This is a genomic window from Companilactobacillus metriopterae (assembly GCF_004117915.1).
GTDB classification, from domain to species: Bacteria; Bacillota; Bacilli; order Lactobacillales; family Lactobacillaceae; genus Companilactobacillus; species Companilactobacillus metriopterae.
In genome coordinates, this window is sequence record NZ_RSTD01000002.1 from 76,197 (window position 1) to 95,140 (window position 18,944).

Below are 18,944 nucleotides of genomic sequence, written 5' to 3' on the forward strand. Positions count from 1 at the left end.
ATAAAATTTGACAGATTATTTTATATTCTCTATATTGATCTGAAAAGGAGATAATAATGCAAAAAATATACTTTCTATGTACTGGAAACTCCTGCCGAAGCCAAATAGCTGAAGGATATGCTCATCAATTTTTAGACAGTGATAAATTTGAAATCAGAAGTGCTGGAATCGAAAAACATGGTCTAAATCCTAAGGCAGTTCAAGTTATGAAAGAAGATGGTATTGATATTTCTCAACAAACATCTGATCTCATAGATATGGATTACTTTAATAACTCTGATCTAATAGTTACCTTGTGTGGTGATGCAAGAGATAAGTGTCCTAGAATTCCAAACGGTGTGGAAAACATGCACTGGGATTTAATTGATCCTGCAAGAGCTACAGGAACTGATGAAGAAATTCTAAATACATTCAGAGAAGTCCGTGACTCTATTAAAGAAAGTGTGCATGCACTTTCTGAAATTTATAAATAAAAAACATCCTCAATAGTTTTCACTGTTGGGGATGTTTTTTATTTAATTTACTATCTGTTCATGAACATACTCTGCATATAATGCATGGTTAGACATCAATTCACTATGTGTTCCCTTTCCAGTAACTTCACCATTTTCTATGAAGTATATTTGGTCAGCGTCAACAATAGTTGATAATCTATGAGCAATTACAAATGTTGTTCTGCCCTCCATAAGTTGTTCGAGAGCCCTTTGAACTTTCTCTTCTGACTGTGAGTCTAGACTGGCTGTTGCTTCGTCTAACATCAAGATTTTAGGATTACGTAGGAATGCTCTAGCTATAGCAATTCTTTGTTTTTGACCTCCAGACAATTTGACACCTTTTTCACCAATTTCAGTATCCAATTGATCTGGGAATTCTTTAACAAAATTTTCTGCATATGCTAATGACAATCCATGCCACATTTCATCCTCTGTTAATTCTTTATCCAGTCCATATTGTAGATTGTCACGTATTGTTCCCGCAAAAACAGCACTGTCTTGAGAAACAAATCCTATTTGTGAACGCCAGTCATTCAAATCTATTTCTTCAATATTCTGACCATCTACCAACATAGAACCTGATACAGGTTTGTAAAATCTTTCCATGAGTGAAAAGATTGTTGATTTACCGCCACCACTTGGTCCCGCAAAAGCAACGACTGTATTGGGTTTTGCCTCAAAGGAAACATTTTTCAAAATTGGTTTTGATTCATCATAATAAAAATCAATATTGTTAACTTCGATAGTTTTTCCCACAACATCTACTTTTTTATCTGTACCTGTTGGTTCAACTTCTGTTTCTAATATTTGTTCAACACGTTCAGTTGCACCCATAGCTTTTTGAACTTGTGAGAAGAACGTTGCAAAACTAGCAACTGGGGTAATGATATTAAATAGATATAGTAAGAAAGCTACTAATGATCCACTAGTCAATGTACCAGCTTGAACTCTAACAGCTCCGTATCCTAGAATACCTACGAAAACAACTAGCATTAAAGTAGTCATAACGGGTTGCAATGCTGCTTCTACCTTGGCGTCCTTTATACTCAATGAAAAAATCTTTTTAATTAATTGATTACCAGTTTTTACTTCGTGAGTTTCACCATTACTAGATTTGATCAAACGAATTTCTGATAATTTTTCACTAGCTTCAGCGTTAAATTCAGCTGTCCCTGCTTGTAATTGACGTCCTAGTTTAGACATTATACGTCCAATTGGAACCATGATAATTACAACAACAGGCACGATAGAAAACATTATGGCAGCCATTTTCCAATCCATAACGAACAAGATTATAACTGAACCAATTAGTTGAATAGCTCCTGTAATAAAGTTAGGAAATTGAGAACTCACCAAATCCTTGATAACATTGGTGTCATTTACTAGTCGGGAACTTATTTCACCAGATTTATTGTCATCATAATAGCCGACAGGCAACTTCAATAGATGACTCCAGACATTCTCACGCAAGTTCTTTACAGCACTTTCACCTGCATACCTTAAAAAGTAACTACCAAAAGTTCCAAATCCTAATTGGGCAGCAAATGCTACTGCAAGAATCCACAACATACTCATATCAATTTTTGCTAATTGACTAGTATCGACTAAGCCTTTAGTCAATTGTGGAACAATCAAACTGGCAATACTTGTAACCAAACTGAACAACAATCCAATTATGAATATTAATTTCTTAGGACTAGCCTGATTGATTAATTTCATAAAATCTCTAAATTTTATTTTTGAAGAAGCATCTGGGCGCTCTTCAATTCCACGTTGATCCATTTATCCTATTCTCCTAAATCTAGATATTTCTATCGTCCCAAAAATCATTTCGAAAGTCTTTTCTAAAGCCATGTCCTGGACCAAAATTACCCTTGCGCATTTCTTCTCTAAATTTACGCTTGTCATCTCGTGACATTTCATGCCAATCAAATCCGTGATGATGGGCTGTGGTATTTCTAAATTCTTGCATTCGTTGCAAGCGTTCCATAGGATTTACAAATTGATCTGATTGTTTCTTGAATTCATCATCCCAACCATTAGGAATCTTTTCAAGAATATCACTAAACTGTTGTTTTTCTTCATCAGATAATCCTTGGAAAAACATTTCAGATTCTGTTGCTTCTGCTGATAATCCTTTAGCCATTGCTTTGCCTTCATCCGTTAGATAAACATGCTTAATGCGTTTATCTTCTTCAGATTCAGATCGGGTTACTAAATTATTATCTTCCATCTTCTTAAGTAACTCTGCCAAAGAACTCGGTCTAATATCAATTATTTCAGCTAACTGACTTTGAATCAATCCATCTTCTTTACTTAAGATACTTAGGACACGATTTTGACCAGTCATAGGTGGTCTATTCATATACATGTAAGAATGACTTGCAATTCCAATAAATTCTAATTGTTTAATAATCTTATCTGTTAATTCACTCATTATTTTGCCTCCAAAATAAGAAAGTTCGGTACCTAACTTTCTTTATGTAAAAGAATTATAGTTAGGTACCGAACTATTGTCAACAGTTTATTTAATTTTTTATATTAAAACTTCTGCAACTAATATTACTCCACCAAATACCAATACAAACACAACTACTGGCCAAACAAATCTTACCCAGTGGGAGTATTTCATATTTAGCATTTGTAACGTAGCCATAACTAGCCCTGTTGGTGCTAAGAATAGCATTGCATATTGACCGAATTGATAGGCTGATACAACAGCAAATCTTGGTACATTTGCTGTATCTGCAAGTGGTGCAAGGATTGGCATTGATAGTACTGCCAAACCAGAAGACGATGGCACAATAAATCCTAAGATGAAGAATATAAACATCATCAAGATTATGAACACTGGTCCACTAACATTTGTCACCATTTGTGAGAAGAAATGAAGAATAGTGTCAGAAATCAAACCATCATTCAAAATAATATTGATTCCTCTTGCTAATCCGATTATTAGTGATACACCGACCAAACTCGACGCACCATTAACAAAAGCATCTACTACACCTTTTTCACCAATACCGTTTTTACCAGTGGCAGTCAAAAACATGATAATGATGGCAAAAGTTAAGAATGACGATGCCATGGTTGGGAACCACCAACCTTGTGACATAACACCCCAAACCATTATAGGAAAAGTAACTACGAATAGAACTAAAATTAATTTCTTTCTATTTGTAAATATATTCTTTTCTTTATCCTTTTCGTCTGCGACTGACCACATATTGTCAAACTCTTCGTGATCATCATAGGAATAAGAAAATTCTGGATTGTTTTTTACTTTTTTGGAATACCAGTGAAGGTAAATAATTAAACAGATCCCTGCTACTATTAATCCAAAAATCCTAAAATTCAATCCTTGTGTGAAATTAGTACCCGCAGCATTGGACGCAATAACTGCAGAAAACGGATTAATTGTTGAAAATGTTGTACCAACTGAACTAGCTAAGAATATCGCTCCAACTGAGACTATCGAATCATACCCCATCGCTATGAATACCGGTACCAAAATAGGATAGAAAGCCACTGCTTCCTCCTCTATCCCACATAGAGTACCTCCTAGCATCATCAAGATAGTTACTAACATGATCAGCACAAACTCATGACCCTTAGTTTTCTTAGTCAGTGCCATTAAACCAGATTCAAAAGCACCACTGGCTTTAACAACTCCAATCAAACCACCAAGAACCAAAATAAATACCATGATATCTACAGCTTGAATCGTACCATTTACCATGCTGTTAGGAATTGCCTGAATTCCAGCAGGATGTTGTTTCAGACGTTCATAAGTATTTGGCACGGAAACAGCAGAACTAATGCTTCCAGATTTAAATTGTTTGATATCAATTTTTACACCTAATTTGTCTAATTCCTTTTGAGTAGCAGGAACTTTACTAACATCCCCATGTGGATTTACAATTTTTAACTCCGATGAACTAGACTCATAAGATAGTTTTGAATAAGAACCCGAAGGGATTGTCCACGTCGCTATAACCGCCAGTATTGTCAAAATAAATAAAATAACAAAAGCTCCCGGCATTCGGAAAGTTTTTCTCTTTCTTGGTTTATTTCTAACCTCATTTACAGCTTGCATATCTAATCCCCCCAATACTCTGTTTGGTTTAAGTATACAATTCTTGAATATAAAAAAACACCACTGTTATGTGATGTTTTTAACAAATTTCTGTTATTTAATACTAATCCATTAGTTTATTGTTTTTAACGTCTTCAACCGTTTTTGTTCCAGCAAGTTGCATAGTAATAGAAAGTTCCATATTGATATGTTCCATTACATCATATACACCTTGTGAACCACCTAGATTTAAACCATAAATGATTGGACGACCAATAGCAACTAAGTCAGCACCACTAGCAAGAGCTTTGAAAACATGTTCTCCACGTCTGATACCACTATCGAAAATAACTGGTACTCTTTTAGCAACTTTTTCAGCAATAAGTGGAAGAACTTCAAATGAAGCAGGACCACCGTCAAGTTGACGACCACCATGATTTGATACCCAGATTCCATCTGCACCAGCTTGAATGGCTGCTTCAGCGTCATCTGGAGATTGGATTCCCTTAACAATAACTGGTAAGCCACTTAGGTCTTTAATTTTTTGAATATCTTCAGGTACAAAATTTTGTTTAGCAGATGCATAAATTTCTCCGATTCCTTTACCTGTTCCATCAGTTTGACTATATTCAGCCAAATTAGGCATTGGTAGTGGAAATTCGAAATCATTAATTACATCTTCTTCACGATATCCACCTAGTGTTGAATCAACAGTTAGAACAATAGCTTTAACCTTTGCTTCAACAGCTTTTTTGATGATAAATTCATTGAATCCATCATCTTTACTCATATACAATTGGAAAAATTGTGGTGCATCAGGAGCAGCTGCGGCTGCATCCTTGATTAGAGTGTTGGCATAAGTACTGATAGAGAAGATTGAGCCAGCCTTTGCCATACCAATGGCAGTATTAATTTCACCCTTTTCATGCGATAATCCTTGTGCTGCGGAAGGTGCTTGAATGATAGGTGTCTTCAAATCAATATCCCATAATTTAGTACTTAAGTCAGCATGGTCGATTCCTTGCAAAACTCTAGGAACGATCTTTTTAGAATTGAATGAATCAGTATTTTGATCCATTGTCCATTCATCTTCTGAACCACCACGAATGTAACCAAAAGCACCAGGTTCCATTCTATCTTTGACTTCTTTTTCTAATGATTTTAGATTAACAATTTTAATGTGTTCTTCTGCGTTACTTGCTTTATATGACATAATTATATACCCCTTGAATTATTAATGATGAAAGCATTGATCATAATAATTCTATATAATTTTTAAGTCAAATATTTGTTTTGGGGAGTTGATTCTTAAAATATAAGTTGCTTCGTTAGGGTAAAATTATTGCATGATTTATTATAAATTTATTCCAGTCATGAATTTTTCTGCGTTAAAGATTAATTCTGAATTTTACTTTTTAGGGAACTTCTATATAAAAAAACAAATTTAAATGTGACCATTCATTTTTAAGTTTAATATTTTCATATCTATTCTTTACAGTAACAGGCTTCTCTGTTGTATATAGGTTAAGTGTATACTGCACTTTTTTAGGATTATTTTTATATCCAGTAGAGATATAGTTTTGAAAGTTCGGTAAAAGTTCTCCAATTTGATTTGCATTCATAAAAATTGAAATATTTCTATTGTTTATGGTTTGATTAACAACAAACAATTTGTAGTAATATTCATCGTTATCTTTTTTATTAATTTTCTTTTCTCTGTAAATCTGAATTTTACCATACCAAATATTTTTCAATCTAGGGTCAGGTAATTTATATTTTTTTTTCGAATTCTTCAACTCATGGAAAAGATCATTTAATTCAAATAATGTTCCATCTTCTAGTAGCTGTTTTGTGTATCTATTTTTAACAACTTCTACTATTGTTTTTATTTTTTTTTGACGAGTAACAGTTTCCTTATTGGTTTTCTTATCTTTATGATTTCTTTTAGACATGCCTATTTCAGCACTTGCATCATTTTTAGATAAGTTTTCTTTTTCAGTTTTCTCTTCTAAACTATCTTCAAAAAAACTTAATACAGCTTCCCCTGAATTATATATTTTATTTTGATCATGATTTACTATTTCTTGAGATTTTACTTCCTGTTTGATGTTACATGTATGATAATTACCTGGCATATTTTTAAAGTACGATCTAACCTTAGTACTATAAGGCGCAGCTAACATAATCTGACACTTGCATCTTCCACTACCCGATTTATTTGTAGCATTACAAATAAAGTTATGCTGATCGTAACCGCCAATAACCAATTCTTTTGCGTCTTCTGAATTTATATTTTCTCCATATTTAGATTTATTATAATCTTTTGTTGGATGTGCATATTCTAAAGTAATATTTTATATCCGCCTTTACTTAATTTTCTCATCCTGCTGCCTCTTATACGTTTTAATGAATTGCTCAGAAGAATATCTTTTTATATACTCTAAAATAAAATCAGGGTATTCTCTAAGAATATCAACTATATAGTTATTATTTGACCCGTATTTTGCCATAATTTCTTTTAAAAAAATGTCTTGAGTCAAATTTTTTCGTTTACTTTTTTCAGATACATACATTATTTTAAGAATAAAGTTTTTTGTAGAGTATGGTAATTTTTCCAACAATACTTCATTAGGTATTAGCAGCCTATAGTCATCTTCCGTTCCTTCAGTTAGAACAACTGTAATATCATTTGCTAGTACCCAATTATTTAGTTTCCTATCCCAAACTTTAGCAGATAAATTCCGAGTATCTAAATTAAACTCCCTTGCAGCCTTCTCAGTATATTCACTAAGTTCTCGAATACTTAAATTTAAAAGCAGGTCAGTATTTGCATCTTCTCCATACTCCTTAACCAAAGTAACAGTAAAAATATTTCCATATAAAAAATCTTCATAATCAGGTTGACTCTTTAAAATTTCAAAGGGTTCACGAAAATATTCAGATTTCAATCCATGTCCGGAACTGCTTTCATTCGAACCATAACCCAATCTGGGGAAAACCTTTTGTTCATGTGATTTTCTAAATACTTCCACCGCTGAATCTGTATCTAGTTTTGTTACATATCGCATAAACGAATCAAAATTTTTTAAAATCGATTCTCCGTCTATATCCTTGCAACTTGATAATAATGCCAAATCTAAAAAAAGTTTTTCATCCTTTGTCTTATTAAAATGAATCTTATTTTTTTCCAAATAAATTCTCCCTGGCTTTTTGCCTATGTATTCACAAAAAGGATGGGCTTTAAACTTTAATAAAAATACTATTGAATCATCTAAATTGAATGATAGAATAACTAGTGTAAATAAATTTTTTGCCTCTCCTGATCTCATTCTAAGTGAGATCCTTTTTGTGTACCACATTATAACATTTTTAACAATACAATTTAATAAAAAACTTAAAAACTATATATAGTAATAATTTTTTTAATTTTTACTATATGTTAATTTAATACAATTAAAAAACACCCTACCTTAACGGTAGGGTGTTTTTATAAACGAATGATATATATTTGCTTCACGAGATTTCTTAAGATCTAATTTATTAAGTTTCTTTTATAAAGGAATCACCTGTCCATAAACCAGCTGATTTAAGAGCTAATCTAAAGTCAGGATCTACTTCCAGTAGTGCACGAGAGATACATATTTTATTCCTATCTACCACCATTAAATAAAGTATCATATTATTTTTATATATTTATACTCAATATCATTTATATTTCTTCCTTTCAGTGAGAACTCCAAAAACTGTAAATGCAGTTATAATCCAAGCAGCTAATAAAAATGTCTGGTTAAATGCACGTGTTAAATGTGTGTTCTTTAAATTTCTTAAATGTGTAAATAAATCCTTCAATCGTTCTCCAATATCCAGTCTTGAAATACCTTGATTAATATTAGTAAGCGAAGTATTAATTTTTCCTTGCTTTGATAAGGTGGTAGCTAGTTTTTCTTGGGATTTAAACAACTGATTAGGATTTAATCCAAAATCTGTCATCAAATCTGTTAATTTATTACCAAAATCAACTGCATTATTAACCGTCGGATCAGTCCCTGCCTGATAAATCAATAATAATTGTATTAACTGATTGATACTATTTTTTTTCTCTTGCGAATCCGGCATCTCTTCCAACATATATAATTGATGCTGATATTTATTCAAAAGAGCCATTGAATTCGGATTATTTTTTACTAGGCTATATAAAATAGCTATGTTAGCATCATTCATTTCATTTTGAGAAATTGAAATTTGATTTGCCATTCCTGAAATTGTCTCTGGTTTATCTGAAAATTGATTTTGTATATTAGACAATCCATCATGAATTTTTAATAAATTTGTATTTTGTGGCTTTTCTGTTGTATCTGTTTGTATCAATAATTTTTTAACATCACGATTAAGTGATATTTGAAAATTTGGATTATTTTCCATTTTTTTGGAATGCATACTTTTAGCAATACGGTCATTGATTAAATTATTTATATTTTTTGGTAATTTTTTTGAATTTACTTGCTGAACTGACTCATGTTGAATAGTTTCTTTTTCAATATCGATATTGTGCATCATTGTTCCTACTAATAAGGCAATTCCTAGACACGTCCCTAACTGCCTTGAAGCATTAACTAATCCTGAGGCTATTCCAGCTTTATTTTCTGGAATAAACTGAACAGATAAATAACAAAAAAAACACCCTACCTTGACAGTAGAGTGTTTGTATAAACGAATAATATATATTAACGTTTTGAGAATTGTGAAGCTTTACGAGCTTTCTTAAGACCTGGTTTCTTACGTTCCTTCATACGAGGGTCACGTGTCAATAAACCAGCTGATTTAAGAGCTGATCTAAAGTCAGGATCTACTTCTAGTAGTGCACGAGAGATACCATGTCTGATAGCTCCTGCTTGTCCTGAGAATCCACCACCATTAACATTAACTAAAATGTCATAGCTTGATCCTGTTTCTGTTACGTCCAAAGGTTGTTTCATATCAGCAATCAAATTGTCGAAAGGAATATAATCTTTGACGTCGCGGTCATTAATAGTAATTTTACCGTTTCCTGGAACTAGTCTAACACGTGCAACTGAATCTTTGCGACGGCCTGTTCCAGCGTATGCTACTTGTGCCAAATTGTTTTCCTCCTTAGATTAGTTTGTTGATATCCAACATTTCTGGATTTTGTGCTTGGTTGTTGTGTTCTGAACCTGCATATACATGCAATTTCATAATTTGCTTACGACCAAGACTGTTATGTGGAAGCATTCCACGAATTGAATCTTCGATAAACATTTCAGGTTTTGTAGCTAATTTTTCACCAGCTGAAATACTCTTGATTCCACCAGGATGATTTGTATGATGATAATAAATCTTATCCTTAGCTTTTTTACCTGTTAGTTTAATTTTTTCTGCATTGATGATAATAACATTATCACCTGTATCAACGTTTGGTGTGTATGTAGGTTTGTTCTTTCCTCTTAGGATTGAAGCAACTACAGATGATAGTCTACCAAGAACTACATCAGTAGCATCAATAACATACCACTTACGTTCAACTTCACTTGCTTTTGCTAATGGTGTTGTACGCATTACAATTTCCTCCATGATCTTTGTTTGACTACAATAAGTTTCCGGGGCTTATCGTGGGGCAAACAATACCAACGTCCATATTACATGGATTTGACCTTCTAGTCAATGGTATTTGCCTTATTTTTTAATAAAAAACTTCTTTTAAATACAGTCCACTAGCAGGAGCACATCCCCTCGCCTGTTCACGATCTTTAACCTCATACAACCTTAACAAATCATGTACATCTCGGCGTCCATTGCCAATTTCTAGCAGCGTCGCAACTAGTATCCTAACCATGTTATACAAGAATCCATTTCCAGTGAACTCAAATACTAGTTCACTGGATTTTTCATCAAATTTAACTGTTGCTTCATAGATGGTTCTGACCTTATCTTCTATCACACCACCACTAGCTGCAAAACTAGTAAAGTCATGTGTTCCTATCAAATCCTTGATAGCAGTCTCAATTTTCTCTAGCTCAAATGGATATGGATAGTGACCAGTATAGAATCTCTTAAACGGATCAGTATAATGTCCACAATCTACTCGATACTGGTAAGTCTTCTTCTTAACTCCAAATCTTGCATGGAATTCTTCATCGACTATTTCAGATTCTAAGATCAATATATCCAATGGCATTAGAGAATTCATCGCACGCAACATATTCTCCGCAGGAATTTCACCTGGATAATCAAAGTGAATTATCTGACCGAGAGCATGAACTCCTGCATCAGTTCTACCAGAACCAAATATATCAACATGTTGTCCTTTAGTCATTTTTTCTAGCGATTGTTCAATGACTCCCTGCACAGTTCTTAAGTCTGTCTGTCGTTGGAAACCATGAAATCTTGTTCCATCATAAGATATTTTTAATTTATATCTAGTCATCTAATAACTCCTAACTAGTAATAAACATACCGTCAATAAAGCTATTACTAACACTGTATAGTTATCGATTTTTTTCCAGTGAAGTTGACGATACTTTGTTCTACCTTCACCATCTTTGTAACCACGTGACTCCATAGCTATTGCTAAATCGTAAGCAATAGAAAAACTACTTACAAATAGTGGAATCAAAATTGGAACAAATGACTTAATTCTTTTCAAAAGACCACCTTCACCAAAATCGACACCACGAGCTCTCTGAGCGTCCATAATTTTGACAGTTTCATCTATTAGCAATGGAACAAATCTAAGCGCTATGGATAAACTAAGTGCCACCTGAGTGACAGGAAACTTCACATATCTTAATGGTTTCAAAATACTCTCAATTGAATCAGATATTTCAATAGGAGTAGTAGTTAAAGTTAACAGTGTTGAGATAAAAATAATTACAACAAATCTTAATAAGATATATCCTGCAATAACCATACCATCTGTGGACAATTGCAATACTCCAAATTTCCACAGCGGATCTGTAGATGGAGTAAAGAACATCTGTAACAACACCGTGAATACGATTAAGAACAGCATCGGTCTAAGACCCTTTATGAAAAAGCCAATATTAATTTTAGATAAATACACACTAAATAAAACAAACGCGAGCAATAAAGCATAACTTGCAACGTTATTTGCTAAAAAAACGATACCTATAAAATAAAATGTAATTAAAAATTTACCACGAGGATCTAATCGATAAATAATCGAATCCCCAGGTAAATATCTTCCGAAAATTAATTTATCCATTATTCTCCAATTGCTCTTTAATCATATTTGAAAGTTCATCTATAGTAATTGGTAATTGATCAAATACATACTTTTTCTCTGCTAACTTTTTAGCAAAATTGGCACTTTGAGGTAAACTTACAATCCCACTATCTACCAATTCTTTATTGTTGAAAATTTCTTTAGGCGTACCTTGTCCAACTAACTTAGAATTTTGCATAACATAAGTATACTCGGCATAGTCAGCAACGTCATCCATATTGTGTGTGACCAAAATAATTGTTTTACCCTGTTTATTCAACTTCTTAAATAAATCCATAATTTCAATTCTTCCCACTGGATCTAAGCCTGCTGTTGGCTCATCTAAGATGATTGTTTCAGGATTACTGGCAAGTACACCAGCAATCGCTACACGGCGCATCTGCCCACCAGAAAGATCAAATGGAGACTGTTGTAGATAACTCTCTTCAATTCCTACCAATTTGAGTGCATCTTTTGCAGATTCTCGTGCCTCTTCTTCAGTCGCACCAAAATTCATAGGGCCGAACATAATATCCTTTTCCACAGTTTCCTCAAATAATTGACTCTCAGGAAATTGAAAAACCATGCCGATTTTTTGGCGCAAAGGTTTTAGGTTTTTATTATTGGTCTTGGAATCAATTTCTCGATCTCCAATTTTAATAGTTCCCGAAGTAGGTTTAAGGAGTGCATTGATATGTTTTACTAGTGTTGATTTTCCACTACCAGTTTTTCCTATCAATGCTGTAAAGGATTTGTCTTTTATAGTGAGAGAGACACCATCTAATCCCAACCCTGCATCAGGATTTTGTGACTCATAAGAGTGAGATACATTATTTAGTTTAATTTCCATAATTTACTAATAAGTTCCTCCTCATCTTGATATTCAGGATCAAAATTCAATTTCTCTTTTAACAATGTAGTAAAAGGCTTATCCAGCCCATATTGTTTAAGATCATCCATTACAAATAATTGTGCTGGAGTAAGATCTTCTACTAAGTGACCGTTTTTCATAATAACAACCCTCTGCGATAAAGCAGTTTCCTGAATATCATGAGTGATAGAAATAATAGTCATTCCTTTATTTTGCCAAAGATCCTTCACCAAACTAAGTACTGTCTCGCGTCCTTCAGGATCCAACATACTAGTAGATTCATCTAAAATAATAATTTCTGGATTTACAGCTAACACCCCTGCAATTGCTACTCTCTGTTTTTGACCACCAGATAATGATTGGGGATCTCTATTTTTAAAATCTTGCATATCGACAAGTTTCAATGCTTGATCGACTTCTCTTACCATCTGATCTCTTTCAATTCCTTGATTTTCTAATCCAAAAGCAACATCATCTTCAACAGTTGCTCCCACGAATTGATGGTCAGGATTTTGAAATACAATTCCAATTTTTTCTCTTATATCCCAAAGACTTTCTTCAGTCAACTTTTGACCAGCAACAGATATTGTTCCAGAACTGGCTTCTAACAACCCATCTATCAATCTAGTAAGAGTAGATTTTCCACTTCCGTTTTTCCCGACAATAGATATCCACTCACCCTTATTAATTTCTAAACTAACATTATCAACAGCTGGTGATTCGCTTTCTGGATAGGTATAACTTAAATTTTCTATAGAAATAATATTAGCCATAATCTGTTGCTCCTCAAAAGTTATTACACTATATAATAACTAAAACTTTAATTTTGGGCAAAAAAAAATCATTCGATATATTAGTGTCCCTTTCTCAAGAGATCTCAGAGATAGACTTAGCTAACATATAGCCAACATCTTAACACTCACTAATATATCAGAATGACTGATTTTTAATGAAACTTATTTATTAAACTAATTCAATAATAACCATTGGTGCTGCGTCTCCACGACGAGGTGCAGTCTTCATAATGCGTGTGTAACCACCATTACGTTCTGCATAACGAGGTGCAACATCACTGAATAGTTTTTGTAATGCAGATTGTACTACAACTGAATCGCCATCTTCAACAATGTTAGCAACTTCGTTTCTAACATATGTAGCAGCTTGACGACGAGCATGAAGATCTCCACGTTTACCAAGAGTAATCATTTTCTCAGTAGTACGTCTGATTTCTTTTGCACGTGTTTCAGTAGTAACAATGCGTTCATTAATAATTAAATCAGTAGTTAAATCACGTAACATAGCTTTTCTTTGAGAGCTGTTACGTCCTAATTTACGGTAACCCATGTTTTTACCTCCTGTTGGAATAAGTTATTAATCTTCTTGTTTCAATGATAATCCAAGATCAGCTAGCTTTTCACGAACTTCGACAAGTGATTTACGGCCTAGATTACGTACGCGCATCATGTCTGCTTCAGATTTCTCTGTAAGTTCTTGCACAGTATTAATTCCTGCACGTTTTAGACAATTATATGAACGAACTGAAAGGTCAAGTTCTTCAATTGTCATTTCTAGCTTCTTCTCTTTTTGAGTTTCCTCTTTTTCAATCATCATATCAGCAGATTTAGCTTCTTCTGTAAGATTTACAAAACTAGTTAGATGTTCTGTAAGGATCTTTGCAGATAAACTAATAGCTTCTCTAGGGCCAATTGAACCATTAGTCCAGATATCGATTGTAAGTTTATCGAAGTCGTTTCTCTTACCCACACGAGTATTTTCAACTTGGTAGTTTACTTTATCTACCGGAGTGAAAATTGAGTCAACTGGTAGTACACCAATAGGTGAACTTTCAGATTTATTTTGTTCTGCAGGATTATATCCACGACCATTTTTAACTGATATTTGCATGTTGAAGTGTCCACCATCAGCCACTGTACAAATATATTGTTCAGGGTCAAGGATTTCCAAATCAGCGTCTGCTTTAATATCTTTTGCAGTAACTACAGCTGGACCAACTACATCGATTTCAGCTTTTATGTCATCTTCAGCAAATGACTTCAAGTCTAATTTTTTTATGTTAAGCACAATTTGTGTAACATCTTCAATTACACCTTCAACTGCTGAAAATTCATGTAGTACACCATCAATTTGAATATCTGACACCGCTGTACCTGGAAGAGATGTTAATAGAACACGACGTAATGAATTACCTAGTGTTGTACCATAACCTCTTTCTAGCGGTTCGATAATATATTTACCGAAGTCTTTAGATTCTTCAACTGCGGTAATTGTTGGTTTTTCAAATTCGATCATACGGTTATTTCCCCTTTCAAAACGAACTGTGCGTAGTAAATTTCATACGGGTATAAAAAACCATTCTATACACGACGACGCTTTGGAGGACGAGATCCGTTATGTGGAACTGGAGTCACATCACGAATAGCTGTAATTTCCAAACCTGTTGCTTGTAATGAACGGATTGCAGCTTCACGACCTGAACCAGGTCCTTTTACTGAAACTTCAACAGTCTTCATACCATGTTCCATTGCATCCTTAGCAGCTGCTTCACCAGCCATTTGTGCGGCAAATGGTGTTGATTTACGGCTACCTTTGAATCCAAGAGCACCAGCTGATGACCATGAAATAGCGTTTCCGTTAACATCTGTGATCATAACTAAAGTGTTATTAAATGTTGAGTGAATGTGGGCAACACCAGATTCGATATGTTTCTTAACACGGCGTTTGCGACCTTTATTTTGTGCCATGAATTAACCTCCTATCGTATTCTTATTACTTCTTCTTACCAGCAATTGCAACTTTTTTACCCTTACGAGTTCTTGCATTGTTCTTGGTATTTTGACCTCTAACTGGCAAACCACGTCTATGTCTCATTCCACGGTATGAACCAATTTCTTGAAGTCTCTTAATATCCATACTTACTTCACGACGCAAGTCACCTTCAACACGAATTGAATCGACTTGTGAACGAATAGCATCTTCTTGTTCAGGAGTTAAATCTCTTGTACGAATATCTTCTGAAACATTAGCTGCACTAAGTACTTTACGAGCAGTTGTATCACCAATACCAAAAATGTATGTAAGTGCAACAACTATTCTCTTATCACGAGGTAAATCTATACCTGCTATACGAGCCATTGAACACTACCTCCTATTAAAATTATCCTTGTCTTTGTTTGTGCTTTGGATCTGCAGAACAAATAACCATAACGCGTCCACGTCTCTTGATTACTTTGCAGTGCTCACACATAGGTTTAACGGATGGTCTTACTTTCATGTCGGAACCTCCATTCCATTAAATTACTTTTTATCTATATCTATATGTAATTCTTCCCTTGGTTAAATCATAAGGGGATAATTCCACGGTAACTTTATCACCAGGTAAGATTTTAATATAGTGCATACGAATCTTACCTGAAACATGAGCAAGAATTGTTGCTCCATTTTCAAGTTCTACCTTAAACATTGCGTTAGGCATTGTTTCTGAAATTGTACCTTCTACTTCAATGACATCTTCTTTTGCCAAAGATTTGACCTCCATCGGGATGAAATTCATCACCATATCGCAAAATTATATAATATTTCTCTGATATTGTAAACAAATCCAAATCAGTAACTATTATAGATTTTGTAATATTGATTTAACTTTGCTATAAACTTCATCAATTTCTTGTTCACCATCGACTTTATATAGAAGACCTAAGTCACTATAAAAATCGATTAATGGTGTATTCATTTCGATGTTAACTTTCAATCTGTTTTTAACAGTTTCTGGTTTATCATCTTCACGTTGATAGAAATCGTGAGATCCACAGACATCACAAGTACCTTCAACCTTAGTTGGTTTAAACATCTTATGATAAGTTGTTCCACAATTTGAACAAATATATCTTCCAGATAATCTTTCAACTAGTACTTCAGGTTTAACATCAATTAATATTACACCATCGATTGGCTTGTTTACATTCTTTGCAATTGTCTGTAAAGCTTCAGCCTGCGCAATAGTTCTTGGAAAACCATCTAGCATATATCCATTCTTTTGAACGTCATCTTTTGCTAGTCGTTCTTGAACAACAGCTTCAGTGACTTCATCAGGAACTAGTTCACCTTTATCAATAAAACTTTTGGCGTTTAGTCCAACTTCTGTCTTTTCAGACATTGCTTGTCTAAACATATCACCTGTTGAGATGTGAATAACACTAAAATCTTCAACGATTCTTTCAGCTTGTGTACCTTTACCGGCACCGGGTAACCCCATCAATACAATATTCATGGTTTAATCTCCCATTATCTAATGAAGCCAACGTATTCACGTTTCTTCAATAATCCTTTTAGTTGACGGTCCATTTCTAGAGTAACACCAACAACGATTAGTAAACTTGTACCACCTAATCCGATAGATTGAGGTAGTGAGAATAATTTAGTTGCTAATAATGGAATAAGAGCAACAATACCTAAGAATACTGAACCGACTGTTGAGAGTCTCATTAGAACACCGTTCATAAAACTAATAGTTTCATTACCAGGCCATATACCAGGGATATATGCCCCTTGCTTTTGCAAGTTTTCTGAAAGTTTTTCAGGGTTAACTTGAACAAAAGCGTAAAAGAATGTAAATAGAACAATTAACAATGTATAAATTGCAATACCTGTATATGTAGTCAAACTAAAAATTTCTGCTAATACTTTATACCATGTTTCTGTACCATGTGAGTTTTGGAACGCCATCAAAATTGTTTGAGGTGTAACAATAAACGAACTGGCAAAGATAACAGGAATAACACCAGCAACGTTAACTTTCAATGGTAGGAAACTTTCGCTACCACTTCCAGCTGCACGTCTTGTGTATTGAATCGGAATTCTTCTACTTGCTTGTTGTACATAAGTAACGAATTGAATTACAAGTAATATAACAATTACAAGAAGGATCATCCAACCAATATTTTTAGCTAAATCTGATTGATTAGCTTGTCCAATATATGTTTGATACAAGCCTTGAATTTGGTTTGGAAGTCTTGAAATGATACCAGCAAAGATAATTACTGAGACACCATTACCAAGACCCTTATCAGTAATTTGTTCACCGATCCAAGTTAGAAGCATTGTACCACCAGTAAGAATAATACTGATAGAAACATAAGCAGAGACATTTGGTGATTTAACTAGACCTAAACCACTAAGTTGGTTAAATCCAGCTGTAATACCGATGGCTTGAACAAGTCCTAACACAATTGTTAGATAACGAGTTACTTGATTAAGTTTTCTACGTCCTACTTCACCTTGTTTACTCCACTCTACAAACTTAGGAACAATGTCCATTTGTAAAAGCTGAACAACAATCTGTGCAGTAATGAATGGTGAAACACCCATAGAAAAGATTGAGTAACTTGCAAGTCCACCACCGGTAACAGTATCAAGAAATGATACCAACCCAGTGTTAGCAACACTTGATAAAGCTGAGGCATTAATACCAGGCACTGTAATTTGTGTACCTAATCTATAAATAACTAGTAGCATTAAAGTAAAAAGCATCTTTGATCGAATTTCTTTTACTTTGAATGCCTCTCTAAGAGTTTTAAACATATTAGATAACCTCTACAGTTCCACCAGCAGCTTCGATTGCTTTTGTAGCAGCATCAGAGCTCTTAGCAACTTTAACAGTTAGCTTAGCTTTAACTTCGCCGTTAGCAAGTAATTTTACACCGTTTAGTTCTTTCTTAATGATGCCTGCTTCTTTTAATGTTTGTACATTAATTTCAGAGCCATCTTTAAAAGTACTTAAATCACTTAGATTTACAATTGCGTATTCCTTGCGGTTAATGTTATTAAATCCGCGTTTTGGCATACGACGGAACAATGGCATTTGTCCACCTTCAAAACCTATACGTGTTTTACCACCAGATCTTGCTAGTTGACCTTTTTGACCACGACCAGCAGTCTTACCTGTACCACTTGAAGTTCCACGTCCTAGACGTTTTCTCGAATGTCTTGAACCTGCGGTTGGTTTAAGTTCATGAAGTTCCATTGATTGCACCTCCTAATCTTTTAAATATTAATCTTTTACTTCTTCAACGCTCACTAAATGAGCAATTTTCAATACAGCACCGCGTGTTGCTGGATCATCCGGCTTAACAACTGAACTATTAACTCTTCCAAGTCCTAGTTCTTTAACAATTTTACGTTGAGCAGGAAGGCGGTGAGCTGCACTTCTGATAAGAGTAACTTTAAGTTTAGCCATTATTACACACC

The 18,944-nt window shown here is 34.1% G+C and carries 24 protein-coding genes and 1 pseudogene; 1 reads left to right on the top strand and 24 read right to left on the bottom strand.

Annotation, left to right across the window (positions count from 1 at the left end; all coding sequences use genetic code 11):
- Nucleotides 1-56 precede the first annotated feature (56 nt).
- On the top strand, nucleotides 57-473 hold the full coding sequence (arsC, locus tag EKN01_RS05460) for an arsenate reductase (thioredoxin) (RefSeq protein ID WP_129045327.1): 417 nt from the start codon (nucleotides 57-59) through the stop codon (nucleotides 471-473).
- A 42-nt stretch (nucleotides 474-515) separates the two neighbouring features.
- Here arsC and EKN01_RS05465 read toward each other — a convergent pair whose 3' ends face one another.
- From EKN01_RS05465 to rpmD, 24 genes and pseudogenes are all read right to left on the bottom strand, one after another.
- Nucleotides 516-2,276: an ABC transporter ATP-binding protein gene (locus EKN01_RS05465; RefSeq protein ID WP_129045328.1), complete on the bottom strand. Its 1,761-nt coding sequence runs from the start codon at nucleotides 2,274-2,276 to the stop codon at nucleotides 516-518.
- Nucleotides 2,277-2,295: 19 nt separating this feature from the next.
- Nucleotides 2,296-2,931 (bottom strand): MarR family winged helix-turn-helix transcriptional regulator, encoded by a 636-nt coding sequence (locus EKN01_RS05470; RefSeq protein WP_129045329.1) that lies wholly within the window; start codon nucleotides 2,929-2,931, stop codon nucleotides 2,296-2,298.
- Between the two features lie 99 nt (nucleotides 2,932-3,030).
- On the bottom strand, nucleotides 3,031-4,590 hold the full coding sequence (locus tag EKN01_RS05475) for a YfcC family protein (RefSeq protein ID WP_129045330.1): 1,560 nt from the start codon (nucleotides 4,588-4,590) through the stop codon (nucleotides 3,031-3,033).
- Nucleotides 4,591-4,693: 103 nt separating this feature from the next.
- Entirely contained in the window at nucleotides 4,694-5,782 is a 1,089-nt protein-coding gene (locus EKN01_RS05480) for a lactate oxidase (protein ID WP_129045331.1), read from the bottom strand.
- Between the two features lie 202 nt (nucleotides 5,783-5,984).
- Nucleotides 5,985-6,752, bottom strand: a complete 768-nt coding sequence (locus tag EKN01_RS05485; protein WP_129045332.1) for a hypothetical protein — start codon at nucleotides 6,750-6,752, stop codon at nucleotides 5,985-5,987.
- A 183-nt stretch (nucleotides 6,753-6,935) separates the two neighbouring features.
- On the bottom strand, nucleotides 6,936-7,760 hold the full coding sequence (locus EKN01_RS05490) for a DUF8370 family protein (protein ID WP_129045333.1): 825 nt from the start codon (nucleotides 7,758-7,760) through the stop codon (nucleotides 6,936-6,938).
- 279 nt (nucleotides 7,761-8,039) lie between these two features.
- Nucleotides 8,040-8,205, bottom strand: a pseudogene (gene rpsI, locus EKN01_RS07915) (30S ribosomal protein S9); the annotation flags it as partial.
- 69 nt (nucleotides 8,206-8,274) lie between these two features.
- Complete coding sequence (locus tag EKN01_RS05500; protein WP_164966374.1) at nucleotides 8,275-9,123, bottom strand: hypothetical protein; 849 nt, start codon at nucleotides 9,121-9,123, stop codon at nucleotides 8,275-8,277.
- A gap of 170 nt (nucleotides 9,124-9,293) precedes the next feature.
- A complete protein-coding gene (rpsI, locus tag EKN01_RS05505) occupies nucleotides 9,294-9,686 on the bottom strand; it encodes a 30S ribosomal protein S9 (RefSeq protein WP_099975180.1) in 393 nt (130 codons plus the stop codon).
- A 13-nt stretch (nucleotides 9,687-9,699) separates the two neighbouring features.
- Nucleotides 9,700-10,143 carry a 50S ribosomal protein L13 gene (gene rplM / locus EKN01_RS05510; protein ID WP_099975181.1) on the bottom strand — a complete coding sequence of 148 codons (444 nt, stop codon included), beginning with the start codon at nucleotides 10,141-10,143 and terminating at the stop codon, nucleotides 9,700-9,702.
- Nucleotides 10,144-10,267: 124 nt separating this feature from the next.
- Nucleotides 10,268-11,011, bottom strand: a complete 744-nt coding sequence (gene truA, locus EKN01_RS05515; protein WP_129045335.1) for a tRNA pseudouridine(38-40) synthase TruA — start codon at nucleotides 11,009-11,011, stop codon at nucleotides 10,268-10,270.
- Entirely contained in the window at nucleotides 11,012-11,812 is an 801-nt protein-coding gene (locus EKN01_RS05520; RefSeq protein ID WP_129045336.1) for an energy-coupling factor transporter transmembrane component T family protein, read from the bottom strand.
- Nucleotides 11,802-12,659, bottom strand: a complete 858-nt coding sequence (locus EKN01_RS05525) for an energy-coupling factor transporter ATPase (protein WP_129045337.1) — start codon at nucleotides 12,657-12,659, stop codon at nucleotides 11,802-11,804. Before EKN01_RS05525 ends, EKN01_RS05520 begins: the two co-directional genes overlap by 11 nt.
- The gene (locus EKN01_RS05530; RefSeq protein WP_129045338.1) at nucleotides 12,644-13,453 is read right to left on the bottom strand and encodes an energy-coupling factor transporter ATPase; all 810 of its coding nucleotides are present in this window, start codon (nucleotides 13,451-13,453) and stop codon (nucleotides 12,644-12,646) included. Before EKN01_RS05530 ends, EKN01_RS05525 begins: the two co-directional genes overlap by 16 nt.
- Nucleotides 13,454-13,643: 190 nt before the next feature.
- Entirely contained in the window at nucleotides 13,644-14,024 is a 381-nt protein-coding gene (gene rplQ, locus EKN01_RS05535; RefSeq protein WP_129045339.1) for a 50S ribosomal protein L17, read from the bottom strand.
- 27 nt (nucleotides 14,025-14,051) lie between these two features.
- Nucleotides 14,052-14,990: a DNA-directed RNA polymerase subunit alpha gene (locus EKN01_RS05540; RefSeq protein WP_099975187.1), complete on the bottom strand. Its 939-nt coding sequence runs from the start codon at nucleotides 14,988-14,990 to the stop codon at nucleotides 14,052-14,054.
- Between the two features lie 65 nt (nucleotides 14,991-15,055).
- Nucleotides 15,056-15,442 carry a 30S ribosomal protein S11 gene (gene rpsK, locus EKN01_RS05545; RefSeq protein ID WP_099975188.1) on the bottom strand — a complete coding sequence of 129 codons (387 nt, stop codon included), beginning with the start codon at nucleotides 15,440-15,442 and terminating at the stop codon, nucleotides 15,056-15,058.
- A 25-nt stretch (nucleotides 15,443-15,467) separates the two neighbouring features.
- Complete coding sequence (gene rpsM / locus EKN01_RS05550; RefSeq protein WP_099975189.1) at nucleotides 15,468-15,833, bottom strand: 30S ribosomal protein S13; 366 nt, start codon at nucleotides 15,831-15,833, stop codon at nucleotides 15,468-15,470.
- A 22-nt stretch (nucleotides 15,834-15,855) separates the two neighbouring features.
- Entirely contained in the window at nucleotides 15,856-15,972 is a 117-nt protein-coding gene (gene rpmJ / locus EKN01_RS05555; RefSeq protein ID WP_010018546.1) for a 50S ribosomal protein L36, read from the bottom strand.
- A 30-nt stretch (nucleotides 15,973-16,002) separates the two neighbouring features.
- Entirely contained in the window at nucleotides 16,003-16,221 is a 219-nt protein-coding gene (gene infA / locus EKN01_RS05560) for a translation initiation factor IF-1 (RefSeq protein WP_099975190.1), read from the bottom strand.
- Between the two features lie 93 nt (nucleotides 16,222-16,314).
- On the bottom strand, nucleotides 16,315-16,968 hold the full coding sequence (locus tag EKN01_RS05565) for an adenylate kinase (protein WP_129045340.1): 654 nt from the start codon (nucleotides 16,966-16,968) through the stop codon (nucleotides 16,315-16,317).
- Nucleotides 16,969-16,982: 14 nt separating this feature from the next.
- Nucleotides 16,983-18,278, bottom strand: a complete 1,296-nt coding sequence (gene secY / locus EKN01_RS05570; RefSeq protein WP_099975192.1) for a preprotein translocase subunit SecY — start codon at nucleotides 18,276-18,278, stop codon at nucleotides 16,983-16,985.
- Nucleotide 18,279: 1 nt separating this feature from the next.
- On the bottom strand, nucleotides 18,280-18,720 hold the full coding sequence (gene rplO, locus EKN01_RS05575) for a 50S ribosomal protein L15 (protein WP_099975193.1): 441 nt from the start codon (nucleotides 18,718-18,720) through the stop codon (nucleotides 18,280-18,282).
- Nucleotides 18,721-18,747: 27 nt separating this feature from the next.
- Nucleotides 18,748-18,933 carry a 50S ribosomal protein L30 gene (rpmD, locus tag EKN01_RS05580; RefSeq protein ID WP_099975194.1) on the bottom strand — a complete coding sequence of 62 codons (186 nt, stop codon included), beginning with the start codon at nucleotides 18,931-18,933 and terminating at the stop codon, nucleotides 18,748-18,750.
- Between the last annotated feature and the right edge of the window lie 11 nt (nucleotides 18,934-18,944).

What these genes read in the sequence shown, in the direction of transcription:
- arsC (WP_129045327.1), top strand. Translation starts at nt 57, where the DNA reads ATGCAAAAAATATACTTTCTATGTACTGGAAACTCCTGCCGAAGCCAA.
- EKN01_RS05465 (WP_129045328.1), bottom strand. Translation starts at nt 2,276, where the DNA reads ATGGATCAACGTGGAATTGAAGAGCGCCCAGATGCTTCTTCAAAAATA.
- EKN01_RS05470 (WP_129045329.1), bottom strand. Translation starts at nt 2,931, where the DNA reads ATGAGTGAATTAACAGATAAGATTATTAAACAATTAGAATTTATTGGA.
- EKN01_RS05475 (WP_129045330.1), bottom strand. Translation starts at nt 4,590, where the DNA reads ATGCAAGCTGTAAATGAGGTTAGAAATAAACCAAGAAAGAGAAAAACT.
- EKN01_RS05480 (WP_129045331.1), bottom strand. Translation starts at nt 5,782, where the DNA reads ATGTCATATAAAGCAAGTAACGCAGAAGAACACATTAAAATTGTTAAT.
- EKN01_RS05485 (WP_129045332.1), bottom strand. Translation starts at nt 6,752, where the DNA reads ATGTTAGCTGCGCCTTATAGTACTAAGGTTAGATCGTACTTTAAAAAT.
- EKN01_RS05500 (WP_164966374.1), bottom strand. Translation starts at nt 9,123, where the DNA reads ATGCACAATATCGATATTGAAAAAGAAACTATTCAACATGAGTCAGTT.
- rplM (WP_099975181.1), bottom strand. Translation starts at nt 10,143, where the DNA reads ATGCGTACAACACCATTAGCAAAAGCAAGTGAAGTTGAACGTAAGTGG.
- truA (WP_129045335.1), bottom strand. Translation starts at nt 11,011, where the DNA reads ATGACTAGATATAAATTAAAAATATCTTATGATGGAACAAGATTTCAT.
- EKN01_RS05525 (WP_129045337.1), bottom strand. Translation starts at nt 12,659, where the DNA reads ATGGAAATTAAACTAAATAATGTATCTCACTCTTATGAGTCACAAAAT.
- EKN01_RS05530 (WP_129045338.1), bottom strand. Translation starts at nt 13,453, where the DNA reads ATGGCTAATATTATTTCTATAGAAAATTTAAGTTATACCTATCCAGAA.
- rplQ (WP_129045339.1), bottom strand. Translation starts at nt 14,024, where the DNA reads ATGGGTTACCGTAAATTAGGACGTAACAGCTCTCAAAGAAAAGCTATG.
- EKN01_RS05540 (WP_099975187.1), bottom strand. Translation starts at nt 14,990, where the DNA reads ATGATCGAATTTGAAAAACCAACAATTACCGCAGTTGAAGAATCTAAA.
- rpsK (WP_099975188.1), bottom strand. Translation starts at nt 15,442, where the DNA reads ATGGCACAAAATAAAGGTCGCAAACGCCGTGTTAAGAAACATATCGAA.
- rpsM (WP_099975189.1), bottom strand. Translation starts at nt 15,833, where the DNA reads ATGGCTCGTATAGCAGGTATAGATTTACCTCGTGATAAGAGAATAGTT.
- rpmJ (WP_010018546.1), bottom strand. Translation starts at nt 15,972, where the DNA reads ATGAAAGTAAGACCATCCGTTAAACCTATGTGTGAGCACTGCAAAGTA.
- EKN01_RS05565 (WP_129045340.1), bottom strand. Translation starts at nt 16,968, where the DNA reads ATGAATATTGTATTGATGGGGTTACCCGGTGCCGGTAAAGGTACACAA.
- secY (WP_099975192.1), bottom strand. Translation starts at nt 18,278, where the DNA reads ATGTTTAAAACTCTTAGAGAGGCATTCAAAGTAAAAGAAATTCGATCA.
- rplO (WP_099975193.1), bottom strand. Translation starts at nt 18,720, where the DNA reads ATGGAACTTCATGAACTTAAACCAACCGCAGGTTCAAGACATTCGAGA.
- rpmD (WP_099975194.1), bottom strand. Translation starts at nt 18,933, where the DNA reads ATGGCTAAACTTAAAGTTACTCTTATCAGAAGTGCAGCTCACCGCCTT.